At 65.7% G+C, this 13,742-nt stretch carries 10 protein-coding genes and 1 pseudogene; 2 read left to right on the top strand and 9 right to left on the bottom strand.

All coding sequences use genetic code 11. From position 1 onward, the window contains the following. Positions 1-99: 99 nt before the first annotated feature. The 6 genes from H5J25_RS07170 to H5J25_RS07145 all read right to left on the bottom strand — a co-directional run bounded on the left by H5J25_RS07170 (position 100) and on the right by H5J25_RS07145 (position 5,078). Complete coding sequence (locus tag H5J25_RS07170; protein WP_202095343.1) at positions 100-846, bottom strand: SufD family Fe-S cluster assembly protein; 747 nt, start codon at positions 844-846, stop codon at positions 100-102. 146 nt (positions 847-992) lie between these two features. Next, entirely contained in the window at positions 993-1,742 is a 750-nt protein-coding gene (gene sufC, locus H5J25_RS07165; protein WP_450097629.1) for a Fe-S cluster assembly ATPase SufC, read from the bottom strand. Beyond that, positions 1,739-2,131, bottom strand: a complete 393-nt coding sequence (locus H5J25_RS07160; RefSeq protein WP_225883412.1) for an endonuclease domain-containing protein — start codon at positions 2,129-2,131, stop codon at positions 1,739-1,741. The genes sufC and H5J25_RS07160 overlap by 4 nt, the downstream gene beginning before the upstream one ends. Before the next feature lie 86 nt (positions 2,132-2,217). Beyond that, positions 2,218-3,681 (bottom strand): Fe-S cluster assembly protein SufB, encoded by a 1,464-nt coding sequence (sufB, locus tag H5J25_RS07155; RefSeq protein ID WP_202095341.1) that lies wholly within the window; start codon positions 3,679-3,681, stop codon positions 2,218-2,220. After that, positions 3,681-4,148, bottom strand: a complete 468-nt coding sequence (locus H5J25_RS07150; RefSeq protein WP_202095340.1) for an SUF system Fe-S cluster assembly regulator — start codon at positions 4,146-4,148, stop codon at positions 3,681-3,683. The genes sufB and H5J25_RS07150 overlap by 1 nt, the downstream gene beginning before the upstream one ends. A gap of 93 nt (positions 4,149-4,241) precedes the next feature. After that, positions 4,242-5,078, bottom strand: a complete 837-nt coding sequence (locus tag H5J25_RS07145) for a helix-turn-helix transcriptional regulator (protein ID WP_225883411.1) — start codon at positions 5,076-5,078, stop codon at positions 4,242-4,244. Between the two features lie 261 nt (positions 5,079-5,339). On the opposite strand from H5J25_RS07145, the pseudogene H5J25_RS07140 reads away from it, so the two are divergent. Then, a pseudogene (locus H5J25_RS07140) lies at positions 5,340-6,387 on the top strand (quinone-dependent dihydroorotate dehydrogenase). Between the two features lie 130 nt (positions 6,388-6,517). Here the strand turns inward: H5J25_RS07140 and H5J25_RS07135 are convergent. Further along, a complete protein-coding gene (locus H5J25_RS07135; RefSeq protein ID WP_202095339.1) occupies positions 6,518-8,254 on the bottom strand; it encodes a gamma-glutamyltransferase family protein in 1,737 nt (578 codons plus the stop codon). 151 nt (positions 8,255-8,405) lie between these two features. Between H5J25_RS07135 and H5J25_RS07130 the strand changes: the two genes are divergently transcribed. Next, positions 8,406-10,190 (top strand): AMP-dependent synthetase/ligase, encoded by a 1,785-nt coding sequence (locus tag H5J25_RS07130; RefSeq protein ID WP_202095338.1) that lies wholly within the window; start codon positions 8,406-8,408, stop codon positions 10,188-10,190. A 22-nt stretch (positions 10,191-10,212) separates the two neighbouring features. On the opposite strand, the gene H5J25_RS07125 is transcribed toward H5J25_RS07130, so the two are convergent. Beyond that, positions 10,213-10,566, bottom strand: a complete 354-nt coding sequence (locus tag H5J25_RS07125) for an endonuclease domain-containing protein (RefSeq protein WP_263973962.1) — start codon at positions 10,564-10,566, stop codon at positions 10,213-10,215. 93 nt (positions 10,567-10,659) lie between these two features. Continuing rightward, positions 10,660-13,683, bottom strand: coding sequence for a M16 family metallopeptidase (locus H5J25_RS07120; protein WP_225883410.1), 3,024 nt, complete (start codon positions 13,681-13,683; stop codon positions 10,660-10,662). Positions 13,684-13,742: the final 59 nt, after the last annotated feature.

Raw genomic sequence — 13,742 nt, 5'->3', positions numbered from 1 at the left:
GCCTGGCGATACGGCTGGGTCGGGCTTGCCCTATCGGTATCGCACGACGCGACCCACCCCGGCCCCTCCCTTGCAGGGAGGGGAGAAGACCATGCTCGGTCACAACATCCGCTCCAGCGCCGCAAGCGCAGCGGCCTCTACCGTCGCGCGTTCGCCCTCGTCCGCGATCTCCGCGAACGCGCCCGCGACGAATGCCTGCAACAACAACACCTTGGCCTCAGCCGGCGCGATGCCGCGTGAGGCGAGGTAGAACAACGCCATCGCGTCCATTTCACCGACCGTTGCACCATGCGCGCACTTCACGTCGTCGGCGAAGATTTCGAGTTCGGGCTTGGCGTTGGCGGTTGCCGTGCGCGTCAGCAGCATCGCCTTGACGCTTTGCGAGGCATCGGTTTTCTGCGCGGCGCGCGACACCGCGACCTTCCCGAGATACGATCCGGTCGCGCGCCCGCCCAGCACCGAGCGGACGACCTGATTGCTCGTCGCATTCGGCTCGATATGGTTGAGCGTGGTGACGATCTCCAGCGTCTGTTCACCACCACCGAGCATCGCGCCGCCGAGTTCGAAATGCGATCCCTCATGGCAGGTCACGTCGATCGTCACGCGCCCCAGCTTGCCGCCGGTGTTCAGCACATGGAACGTCGCGGTCGCGCCCTTGTGCAGCACGACGCGGTAATCGCGGATCGCGACGGCATCGAGGGCGGCGTCCTGCACGATTACGCGCGAGACGTGTTTGCCGGCCGGCACCTCGACCAGTTCGGCGGCGGGAACGGGCCAGACCGAGGCGACAGCCTCCAGATCGCTATAGCGCCAGGATTCGTCACGACGGGTCGGAAGCGCGGTCATCGGCGATCCTCCCCGGCACGGGGAGGGGGACCATTCGCCCCTTCCGGCGAATGGTGGAGGGGAGCGCCGCGGGCGAAACGCTTGTGGAGAACCCCTCCACCGCTTCGCGGTCCCCCTCCCCGTTCCGGGGAGGATCTGCACGGCGCTCATGCGGCGACTGCCCCATAGCCTTCGGCTTCGAGTTCCAGCGCGAGTTCAGGCCCGCCGGAACGGATGATCCGGCCGGCGGCGAGGACGTGGACGAAGTCCGGCTTCACATAGTCGAGCAGCCGCTGATAGTGCGTGATGAGGATCACCGCCTTGTCGGGCTTGCGCATGATGCGGTTGATGCCGTCGCCGACGACGCGCAGCGCATCGATGTCCAGCCCGCTGTCCGTCTCGTCGAGGATTGCCAGCTTCGGGTCGATGATGCCCATCTGCACCATCTCGTTGCGCTTCTTCTCGCCGCCCGAGAAGCCGACGTTCACCGGACGCTTGAGCATCTCCTGATCCATCGACAGCGCATCGGCCTGCGCGCGCGCGAGCTTGAGGAATTCACCACCCGACAGCGGCTTTTCCTCGCGGCCCTTGCGCTGCGCGTTGAGCGCCTCGCGCAGGAACTGAACGTTGGACACGCCGGGGATTTCGACCGGGTATTGGAAGCCGAGGAACAGGCCGGCAGCGGCGCGTTCGTGCGGTTCGAGTTCGAGCAGGTCGGTGTCGTCGAACGCGACCGATCCGCCGGTCACTTCGTATCCGGGGCGACCACCGAGGACATAACCGAGCGTGGACTTGCCCGCGCCGTTCGGCCCCATGATCGCGTGGATTTCACCCGCATTGACGGTGAGGGACAGGCCCTTGAGGATTTCCTTACCGTCGATTTCGGCGTGGAGGTTTTCGATTTTAAGCATAGTCATCCTTCTAGCCCCTCCCCTTCAGGGGAGGGGTTGGGGTGGGGCCTCGCCCAGCGGGCCGGTGCCGCGTTCAGCGCCGCGACAATAGCAGCGGCGACCCCGTCCAAATTTCGCACCACGTCCTGATTGGTCACCCGCAATACGCGATACCCCTGCCCCGCCAGCACATCGTCCCGCAGCCGGTCCTTGGCATCATCATGCGTATCGCCGTCCACCTCGATTATCAGTGCTTTTTCCGGGCAGAGGAAATCGGCGATGAAACGGTCGATCACGGCCTGACGGCGAAACTTATGGCCTTGCAACTGACGGTTGGACAAAACGCGCCAGAGGCGTTTCTCCGGCTCAGTAGGAACACGACGCATTTCGGCGGCCCGCTGGTGCAACAGCGCCAAATACTCTGCGGAGAGTCCCCACCCCCGGCCCCTCCCCTGAAGGGGAGGGGAGTCAGTGCGCCGGTCGGTATCTTGCGGCGTCAGATTCACCCCACGCTCCCCTCAAGCGAGATTCCCAGCAGCTTCTGCGCTTCCACCGCGAATTCCATCGGCAATTGCTGCAAAACCTCGCGCGCAAACCCATTCACGATCAGCGCCACTGCGCTCTCCGAATCCAGCCCGCGCTGCATAGCGTAGAACATCTGGTCGTCGCTGATCTTGGACGTGGTCGCTTCATGCTCGATCTGCGCGGACGGGTTGCGCACCTCGATATACGGCACGGTGTGTGCGCCGCACTGGTCGCCGAGCAGCAGGCTGTCGCACTGCGTGAAGTTGCGCACGCCCTCCGCGGTCGGCGCGACGCGGACGAGGCCGCGATAGGTGTTGTCCGAGCGGCCGGCCGAAATCCCCTTCGACACGATCGTCGAACGCGATCCCTTGCCGAGGTGGATCATCTTCGTGCCGGTATCCGCCTGCTGGCGATTGTTCGTGACGGCGACCGAGTAGAACTCGCCGACGCTGTTTTCGCCCGAAAGAACGCAGGACGGGTATTTCCACGTTATCGCGCTGCCGGTCTCGACTTGGGTCCAGCTGACCTTGCTGTTCTTGCCGGAGCAGAGCGCGCGCTTGGTGACGAAATTGTAGATCCCGCCCTTGCCGTTCTCGTCGCCCGGATACCAATTCTGCACGGTCGAATATTTGATCTCGGCATCGTCCAGCGCGACCAGTTCGACCACGGCGGCGTGCAACTGGTTCTCGTCGCGCATCGGCGCGGTGCAGCCTTCGAGATAGGAGACGTACGACCCCTTGTCCGCGACGATCAACGTCCGTTCGAACTGTCCGGTATTCTCCGCATTGATGCGGAAATAGGTGCTGAGCTCCATCGGGCAGCGCACGCCTTCGGGAATGTAGACAAACGTGCCGTCGCTGAAGACCGCGCAGTTCAAGGCAGCGAAATAATTGTCATGCGCGGGCACGACCTTGCCGAGCCATTTGCGAACCAGATCGGGATATTCCTTGATCGCCTCGCTGATCGACCGGAAGATGACGCCGGCCGCCTCCAGTTCCTTGCGGAACGTTGTCGCGACGGAGACGCTGTCGAACACCGCGTCCACCGCGACGCGGCGCGCGCCCTCGACCCCGGCGAGCATCTTCTGCTCCTCGATCGGGATGCCTAGTTTTTCGTAGACGCGCAGGATCTCGGGATCGACCTCGTCCAGCGAGCCGAGTTTCGGCTTCACCTTCGGCTCGGCGTAATAATAGGCGTCCTGATAATCGATCGGGTCGAGTTGCAGCTTCGCCCAGTTCGGCGCCTCCAGCGTCAACCACAGGCGATATGCCTTCAGCCGCCAGTCCAGCATCCATTCCGGCTCGCCCTTCTTGGCCGAGATGAAACGGACGGTATCCTCGCTCAATCCCTTGGGCGCGAATTCCTGTTCGATGTCCGAATGGAAACCCCATTCGTACGTCTTGTTCGCGGCGGCATGCGCCTCGGCATTCTTCGTGGCCATCAGTTCATCACCCCGGCGGCATGCGCCATTTCGCTGGCGCCAGGCGCCATTTCAATTTTCGGCGGCGAGGACAGGCGCGCCAAGGACACCCCGGCCAGTGCGCCGCGCATCGCTTCGTTCACGGCGTTCCAGTGCGGCCGGACCTGGCACTTTACCTCGTGTACGCAGTCGTTCCGCCCGCTTTCGACGCACGATGTGAGCGCGATCGGCCCTTCGACCGCCTCGATAATATCGGCGAGCGAGATCGCCGCCGCCGGGCGCGACAAACGGAAACCGCCGCCGGTGCCGCGCGTGCTCTCGATCAGGCCCGCGGACGAGAGGCGGCTGACCAGCTTCTGCACGGTCGGCAGCGGAACGCCCGTCTCGCCCGCCAGCGTCGTCGCGTTCAGCCGCGCCGAGCCGCCGCAATGGCGCGCGGCGGCGGACATCATCACCACGGCATAGTCGGCAAGACTGGATAAGCGCATTGTTGCGAGTGACTCTCAAATCGGATCAATTCCGTCCGATTGCATGTGGGGGCACCGGCCCTCGCGGTCAAGCCGCGCGATGACGATCAGGCATCATGCGTCGGCGGGTGGCCCTGTCCGCCCAGCGCGGCACGTTGCGTTATCGTCAGATGTCGCAGGATCGTCGGTTGCGCGCGCAATTGCCGCGGTGTCAGCCCGGTGAACTGCTTCACCTCGCGGATCAGGTGCGACTGGTCGTAGAGATCCACGCGCGATGACGTCGTCGATCGCGATCCCGTCCAGCGTCAGGACGGACGCCGCGCGCAAGGCCCGGTACTTTCGCGCCAGCAGCTTCGGCGGGGCGCCATACGCCGCCTTGCAGCGCCGCTCGACCTGTCGGCGCGACAGGCCCGTCGCGGCGATCAGATCCTCGATATCCGGCGATGGCGATCCGGCCAGCCAATCCTCGATCTGGCGGATGAGATCGGACACGCCCGGATGCCCGTTGCGCACCAAATCCCGCACCAGCGCCTCGCCGATCGCCACGCTTTCCGCCAGATCGGTCGTCCGTTTCAGCGCCTTCGTCGCCGCCCGCAATCGCGCCGCGCCGAAGATCGTGTTGGCATCGATCACGCGGTTCAGCGCCGACGACGCCTCGCTGCCGATCATCGCGGTCCAGCCCGCCGCGGTCAGGCCCATGCCGAACACCCGTGCCGGTCCGACGACGCTGGATCGGACCGGTCCGCTGGTCGGTCCGATCACATGCGCGGGTGCCGGACAATGCACCGAACCGTCGAAGAATTCGTAGCGAGTCGCGCCATCGGACAGCCGGAACCGCAATTGCGCGTTATACGGCCGCTCGGCATCCTCGAATAACGGCACGTCCGCCGAAAAGCTGTAGAACAGGGTTACGTAATCGGACAGATCCGCGGCCGGCAGTACGTAATCCAACTGTATCTCTGCCAAGATCGCGCCCCCGCTGTTCTTTCGACTCGAGCGGTATCCGCAGGGTCCCGGAAAGAAAAGTGGCCCGGACGGTAAACCGGCCGGGCCAAAGGTAAAGAACCCCCTGTTGCGAAAGGATTCTTTGGGTCGCAGCGCGTATAAAGCACCGATTCGGCCTTTTGTATTGTACGAAAGCGCCATTCCACCCGGTATGGCTTCGATCAGACCCGCTTTGACCGGATCGCGTCGCGGTGCCATTGCCTCGCCATGCTTTTCCCGCTCGCCCGCCCCGTTCTTTTCGCCCTCGACGCCGAACGTGCGCACGGGCTGACGATTCGCATGTTGTCGACCTGGGGAAGCAGCGGCACGCCGTTCGCGCGCGTGGTGGACGATGCCCGCCTGCGATCCACGGTGGCGGGGCTGGATTTCGCCAATCCGGTCGGGCTGGCAGCGGGCGTCGACAAGGACGGACATGCGATCGACGGATTTTTCGGGCTCGGCTTCGGCAGCGTCGAGATCGGGACGCTGACTCCCCCTGCCCCAGCCGGGCAACCCGAAGCCGCGGATATTCCGGCTGGTTCAGGATCGCGCGATCATCAACCGGCTGGGCTTCAACAATGGCGGCATCCAGGCGGCGATGCCGCGCGCGCAAGCTGCGAGGCGGAACGGCATTCTGGGGGTCAATGTGGGCGCCAACAAGGATGCGGCCGACCGGATCCTCGACTATCGCATCGGCGTGGAAACGGCGGCGCAGGTCGCGGATTACATCACGATCAACATCTCCTCGCCCAACACGCCGGGCCTGCGCGATCTGCAACACGGCGCGGCGCTGGCCGAATTGCTCGCGGCCGCCGATGCCGCGCGACACGTGCCCGTCCGACGGCCGCTGTTCCTGAAGGTCGCGCCCGATCTGAACGCGCACGAGATCGACGGCATCGCCCGCGCCGCGATCGATCACGGCATCGACGCGCTGATCGTCAGCAACACCACGTTGTCGCGGCCGGCGCTGAAATCGGACAATGCCAAGGAGACGGGTGGCCTGTCCGGCGCCCCGCTCGCCAAGCTGGCACGCGCGCGTCTGGCCGATTTCCGCAAGGCGACCGGCGGCGCGATCCCGCTGATTTCCGTCGGAGGGATCGACAGCGCCGGGGAAGCCTATGCCCGCCTTCGCGCCGGGGCGAGCCTCGTCCAGCTCTATTCGGCGCTGGTGTTCGCGGGGCCGGGTTTGCCGCACCGGATCGTCACCGGGCTGGCCGCCTTGCTGGAACGCGACGGGTTCGCGTCGGTGGCGGATGCGGTTGGGGTGGACGGGTAAAGCCCGCCCCCCGTTCGTTTCGAGCGTAGTCGAGAAACTGGCCCAGCGGACAATCGCGAGGGTTTCTCGACTTCGCTCGAAACGAACGGGAAAGGGGATTTTGCGGCTCCGCTGCTAGAGTACCGCCACTCTACCGGGCGGGCGCAGCCTCGATCAGGAACCGGCCCTCGCGCCGCGGATCATAGCCGCCATCGACCACGCCGCTGCGTACGATGACGCCCTGCAATCCCGAATCCTCACCCTGCCCCGGCCGCAACTCGATGCCCAACGCACGCAGCCCGCTGAGCAAGGCCGGGGAGAACTTCGTTACCTCGCCCTGGAACGATGAACCGCGCGCGACGAGATTCGGCAGCGCCAGCGCGTCCTGCATCGGCAATCCCCAATCGACCGCACCGACCATCGACTTGCCGACATAAGCGAGGATCGAATTGCCACCCGCAGAGCCGAGCGCGCCCGCGAACCCGCCCTGCGCATCCAGCATGATCAGCGGCGTCATCGACGATCGCGGGCGTTTTCCGGCGGCGACCGCATTCGCCATCGGCCGGCCCTGCGCATCGCGGGGCGCGAACGAGAAATCGGTCATCTGGTTGTTGAGGAAGAAGCCGTCGACCATCCGCCCCGTGCCGAAGATCGATTCGACCGTCGTCGTCATCGACACGACATTGCCCTGCGCATCGCCGACGACGAAGTGCGACGTGCCCATCGGCTCCAGCGTCCGGTCGCGCCCCGCGACGGTCGCACCGGCGGGCTGGCCCGCAGGCGGCGCGGCACCGGCGCGATCGCCGATCAGTTTCGCGCGCGCATCGACATAGGCCGGGTCGATCATCCCCTTCACGGGCACCGACACGAACGCTGGATCGCCGACATATTGGTCGCGGTCCGCATACATCAGCCGGCTCGCCTCCGCGAACAGCATCCACGCCCTGGGATCGGTCGGCCCACGACTTGCGATGTCCGTGCGTTCCAGGAGCATCAGCAATTGCAGCATACCGACCCCGCTGGACGGCGGCGGCGGAACGCACACGACATAGACCCGGTACCGGCCGCACAGCGCCTCACGCTCGATCGGGCGATAGGCCGCCAGATCGGCCAGCGTCATAGTGCTCGCCAATTCGCCTTCGTGGACCTTCGCGACGATCCGGCGTGCGGTCTCGCCCGTATACAGCGCATCCGGACCCTCCGCCGCCAACCGCCCCAGAAATTCGGCGAAGGCAGGATTGCGCAGGCGATCGCCGGGGCGCAGCAACCCGCCGCCCTGCCGCGCGAAATACTTCAGCACGTCGGGCGCGTTGCTTTCCGGGAAAGCGCCGCTGGCCAGGAACCGGCCCAGTCGCGGCGACACGATGAAGCCGTCGCGCGCGGTGCGTTCCGCATCCCCGAACAACGTCCGCCACGGCAATACGCCATGCTTCGAATGCGCCAGTGCCAGCATCTTCACCGCGCCGAGCACACCCGTCGCGCGCCCACTCAACACCGCCTGAGCATAGGTCAACGGTTTCCCGGAATCGTCCAGAAACATGTCCGGTGTGGCACCCGCCGGTGCCGTCTCGCGCCCGTCGAAGATCGACACGCGCTTCGTCTTGCCGTCATAATAAGTGAGAAACGCGCCCCCGCCGATACCCGAGCTTTGCGGTTCGGCGAGCGACAGCATCGCCTGCATCGCGATCGCCGCATCCACCGCGCTGCCGCCCCGCCGCAGGACCGCCATGCCCGCTTCGGTCGCCAGCGGATTTGCGGCCACGGCGAAGATCTTCGCATCGCTTTTCGGTGCCGCAGCGATCGGGGCGTCCGCCCGGCGCTCGACCGAAACGCAGGAGGCCAGCGACAGCGATACGCAGGCCGTCAGGAGTGTCCGAACCAACTTCATGCAACTTCTCCCGCAGGCCAGCCGCCGGGCGATACCGCGCCGCCGCGAGGTCGTCCACGGCCTTAAGACTGGCGGACCAGAACCACTCACCGTAAGACCTTCACAAACAACAGTCGCCCGACGCAGAATTGGGCATCCCAGGAAGAGGCCCATGCGCACGCTCGAACATTTCCCCAACCTTGTGACGATGTTCTTCACGCGGGCGGCGTCGGAAGGCGGCAAACCGTTCCTGTGGCACAAGGCGGGCGGGAACTGGGTGTCGCTAAGCTGGGCGGACGCGGCGACGCAGGTGGCGAGCCTTGCCGCCGGGCTGCGCGCGATCGGGCTGGAGCGCGGCGACCGCGTCATGCTGGTCAGCGAAAACCGGCCGGAATGGTGCATCAGCGATCTGGCGATCATGGCCGCGGGGTGCGTCACCGTCCCCACCTATGTCACCAACACCGAACGCGATCATGCGCACATCATCGAGAATTCGGGCGCGCGCGCGATCATCGTGTCGAATTCGAAGCTGGCGAAGACGTTGCTGCCCGCCGCGATCCGGTCCTCCGCGGCGAAGATCGTCATCGGCATCGACGAAATCCGTCCGACCCAGGGGCTGGAATGCCATGTCTGGGCGCGGCTGATCGAACAGCATCCCGCCACCGCCGCGGATGCCGCCGCGCAGGCCGATTTCAAGCGCGAGGATCTGGCCTGCATCATCTACACCAGCGGCACCGGCGGCGCGCCGCGCGGCGTGATGCAGCATCACGGCGCGATCCTGCACAACGTGAAGGGATGCGCGGCGGTCATTTCCGAGGATTTCGGCTGGGACGACGAGGTCTTCCTCTCCTTCCTGCCGCTGTCGCACGCTTATGAACATACCGGCGGGCAGCATTTCCCGATCGGGCTTGGCGGGCAGATCTATTATGCCGAGAGCCTCGACAAGCTGGCCGCGAATATCGAGGAGGTGCGCCCGACGATCATGTTCGTCGTCCCCCGCCTGTTCGAAGTTCTCCGCACCCGGATCAGCAAGGCGATCGAGAAACAGGGCGGTATGGCGTCCTACCTGCTCGACAAGGCGCTGGAGATCGGTGCGAAGGAAAGCGAAGGCCGCGTCGGGCTGATGGACCGTCCGGCGCAGCTGATGGTGCGGACTTTGTTCAAGCCGAAGATCGCGAAGAAGTTCGGCGGGCGGATGAAGGCTATGGTGTCCGGCGGCGCGCCGCTGACACCGGAAGTCGGGCTGTTCTTCCAGTCGCTTGGTGTCACCTTTCTCCAGGGGTACGGCCAGACCGAGGCTGCGCCGGTCATCTCCTGCAACCGGCCCAAGGCGGGGATCCGGATGGATTCGGTGGGTCCGGTGCTGGTCGATACCGAAGTGCGCATCGCCGAGGATGGCGAGATCCTGGTGCGCGGCGAACTGGTGATGCACGGTTACTGGCGCAACGAGGCGGAAACCGCGCGCGTGCTGAAGGACGGCTGGCTGCACACCGGCGATATCGGGCTGATCGACGAGAACGGCCGGATCAAGATCACCGATCGCAAGAAGGACATCATCGTCAACGACAAGGGCGACAATGTCGCGCCGCAAAAGGTCGAGGGCATGCTGACGCTGCAGAACGAGATCGTGCAGGCGATGATCTACGGCGATCGCAAGCCGTATATGGTCGCGGTGCTGGTCCCCGATCCCGACTGGACGCAGGAATGGTGCGCGCGGGAAGGCGCCACGTGCAATTTCAGCCGGCTCGCGGAGAACCCCGAATATCGCGCGGCGCTGACCGCGGCGGTCGAGCGCGTCAACAAGGACCTGTCGGTGATCGAGCGCGTCCGCCGCTTCATCCTGGCGGACGAAGGCTTCACGATCGAGAACGAGCAACTGACCCCGTCGCTGAAGATCCGCCGCCATGTGCTGCGCGAAGTGTATGCCACGCGGCTGGACGCTTTGTATAAGGGGTAGTCTGCTTAAAAGCCCCTCCCCTTCAGGGGAGGGGTTGGGGTGGGGCAGTGCGGCTAGACCAACGCTGCGGGAGGGACGAGACCTTCGCCAAGATCGCCTCGAGCACGCCGTCCATGTTCTGCATCACGTCGAGATTGGAAACGCGAAACGTCGTGAGACCGAGGCGTGCCAGTCGGGCATCCCGTCTCGCATCGGCGGACGGGTCGTGCGTGTCCCCGTCGATTTCCACTGCCAGACCTAATGCCGGGCAGAAGAAATCGACGATCGCCTGCGCTTCATACACGACATGCTGGCGGCGGAACTTGAAGCCCGCGAGTTGCGAGTTCGAGAGCCGGCGCCAGAGCCGTTTTTCGGGCTCGGTCGGGTTTCTGCGCATCTCTATTGCGCGCGCGTTTAGTTCGGCTTCTGTTGCCATCTGGACGCCCCCACCCCAACCCCTCCCCTGAAGGGGAGGGGCTTTAGAAAGAGATCAGCGCCCCTCTACGCGCTTCTTCACCCCGACGGCCGGCTTGGCCTTTACCGGCGTCGTGGCGGCGGGGGCCACGGTAGCGGGCGCGGGCGCCAGCGCGACCGCCTTGCCGTCCGGTCCGCGCGGTACGACGGCCATCGTCCAGTCGACGTCGGGCTTCAGGTATTTTTGGGCCACGACCTGCAACATCGCCGAATTCGCGCCGCCCAGATCGCGGAACATCTGGCGCAGGCCCTCGACGCGCCGGTCGTCATAGGTGCCGTTCTCGACCTGATTGATCCAGAACGTATTGCCCGTCGCCTGACGCAGGACGAGCTGCTTCATCGGTTCGATCGTGCGCTTCATCTCGTCGTCGCTGATCGGATTGGCGTACAGGTCCGACGCGATCTCGCGGGACATCTTGAAGAACAGGTTGACGTTGGCGGGCGTGACCTGACCGATCGCGAACAGACGACCGCCGGATGCAAGACCGTCGGGCCACTGGCTCTGCACGCTCGGCGAATAACTTGCGCCCGCCTCGCTGCGCAGCCGGTCGAACAGCCGGTCGCTGAACACCTGCGCCAGGATGTCCAGGTACGTGCTGTCGGACTGGTTCTCCATCCCGCCGCCGGTCGGCCAGACGATCACGGCAACCGCCTGATTGTCCGGCCCCCCATGCGTCTCGATCAACGGAGTGGCATTGTGCGCGGGGAAGCGGACTGGCGGCGCGGCGGTCGGCGGCGGGCTACGCTTCGGCAGCGCGCCGATGCTGGCGGCGACCGCGCGGATCGTCGCCTCGGCATCGATATCGCCGAACACCTGCACCTCGACCGGTCCCTGCTGGAGTAACGGTTCCCACAGCTTGCGGGAATCGGCCGCGGTCGTCGCGGTCACTTCCTCGCGCGTCGGCGTGCCCCAGCGCGGGTCGCCATCGTGCAACAGCCCTTCCAGATCGCGCGCCAGGACACCGCTGGGCGACGAATCATAGCCGGCATATTGCGCGAGCGTGACCGACTTGATCCGCGCGAGCGGGTTCGGATCCCAGCCCGGCGCGGACATATAGCCCGCCATCAGCTTCAACTGGTTCGCCAGATCGGTCGGCGAGGTCATCGCCGAGAAGACGAACGCGTCGTCGTCGATCCCGAAATCAAGCCCGATCCGGCGTCCGGCGGTCATCTGGTCGATATCGCCCTGACGCAGCTTGCCGACGCCGCCGCCGACGATCGCGCCGTCCGCCGCCCAGATCGGCGAGCGCCGATCCGCCGGCAGCGAATTATACCCGCCGCCGAAGCGCACGCGGACATAGACGCGCGTCTCCTCCGCCGGGCTGACGCGCAGCATCAGGCGGACGCCGTTGGAAAAGACCACCTTCTCCATCTCGAAATCGTCGATCTTTTCGCGGCTGACGACCGTCGCCGGCTTGCCGAGCTTCGGAAGCTTGGAGAAGTCGACCTTGCCCTGCCGCGTGCGCTTCCCCGCGAGACCCGACACGTCTTCCTGCAACACGGCGGCCAGCTTGGTCACCGCGCCATCCTCGGGCGTGGGCGTGTTCAGCAAGGCGCGCTGCGCGGTGCCGGTGAAGATGCGCTGCGTCGATTCCAGCACCGTCTTCGGCGTGAACATCTTCTTCTGGATCGCGTCGCGCAATACGGCGTAGATCGTCGCGGGCGCGGTCGTCGTCTCGCGGATATCGACCGCCTGCACCATGTCGTCGGCCTGCGCCGCGCCGGCCTCCGCCTTCGCCGTCTCGACCGACGTGCGCATGATCGTGTCGATGTCGGACAGTTCGCGATCGATCTCGGCCTGGCTCGGTGGATTGACCTTCGCGTCCTCGATCACCGCGCGGACATCCTTCAGCGCCGCCGCCCAGTCGTTGCCGATCGGCACGATCGAGACATAGGTGATGTCCGCACTGCGCGATTCGTTCGACGTGTTGACGGATGCGCTGATGAAGCTGCCCCCCGCCCGCGCCCGCGTTTCCAGCCGGCGGCTGATCACCGAACCGGCGACCGAATCCACAAGTCGCTTCTGGTTCATCAGGATCGTATCGTCCTGATATTTCCACGGACGCAGCACGGCGAACCCGACGATCGCAGGCAGGCTGGGTTCTGATACGACGGCGGTCGACGGCTTGGACGGGTCGGGCTTGCCGAAATCGGGTTCGGCCGGCTTCGGGCCGACACCCTTCCAGTCGGAGAAGTTCTTCGCGACCAGCCGTTCGAACACCGCCGGATCGAAATCGCCGGAGATGACGACGACGGCGCGCTCCGGGCGATACCAGCGATCGTGGAACGCGCGGACGCTTTCGGGGGTCGCACCGTTCAGCTTGTCGATCGTGCCAATGGGCGAGCGGTCGGCGAGCGGCTGTCCGGCGAAGAACGTCGCCAGCCGCGCGTCGCTGAAGCGGACCTGCGGCCCCGGCGCCTCGCGCTGCTCGGCCAGCACCGCGGGACGTTCGGCGTTCAGCGCCGCTGCCGTGATGCTGGGGTTATCGACCATGCCCGCCAGGATCTTCAGGCTTTCGTCCAGCCCGGCCTCGGTCGCGCTGGGCAGGTCGAGCTTGTAGGTCGTGCCCGTCGGCGTCGTCTGCGCGTTGGTGTCCGACCCGAAGGTCGTGCCCATACGCTGCCAGATCCGCTTCGCCTCGCCATCCGGGACATATTCGGAACCGCGGAAGGTGAGATGCTCGACGAGATGGGCGAAGCCGCGCTCGTTATCGTTTTCCATCAGCGATCCGGCATCGATCCGGACGCGTACCGCGACCTGCCCGGGGGGAACGCCGTTGCGGCGGACGGCATAACGGACGCCGTTGGGCAGCGTGCCGTAGTGCCAGGCCGGATCGGGCGTGATGTCGCTGCCGACATAGAGCCAATTGGTCCGGTCGATCTTGTCCGCAGCAGCCGCCGCTGCGGAACCCTGCGGGGCGGCGGGCACGACATTCTGTCCGCTGGCCGGCAGCGTCAAAGCGAGCAGGAGGGAAAGGATCAGCGGACGGCGCACGGCGCGCGAAGAAACATGCATGGCGCGACTGATAGCGCCCTTCACCTGAACCCGCCAGTAACCGCGGGCCGTTTGCCCCCGCCTGAATCGCGCCCCTTCACGCC

Source organism: Sphingomonas aliaeris (assembly GCF_016743815.1).
GTDB lineage: Bacteria > Pseudomonadota > Alphaproteobacteria > Sphingomonadales > Sphingomonadaceae > Sphingomonas > Sphingomonas aliaeris.
The sequence above is the reverse complement of the archived record's forward strand: the minus strand, read 5'-3'. Positions and strand labels throughout refer to the sequence as shown.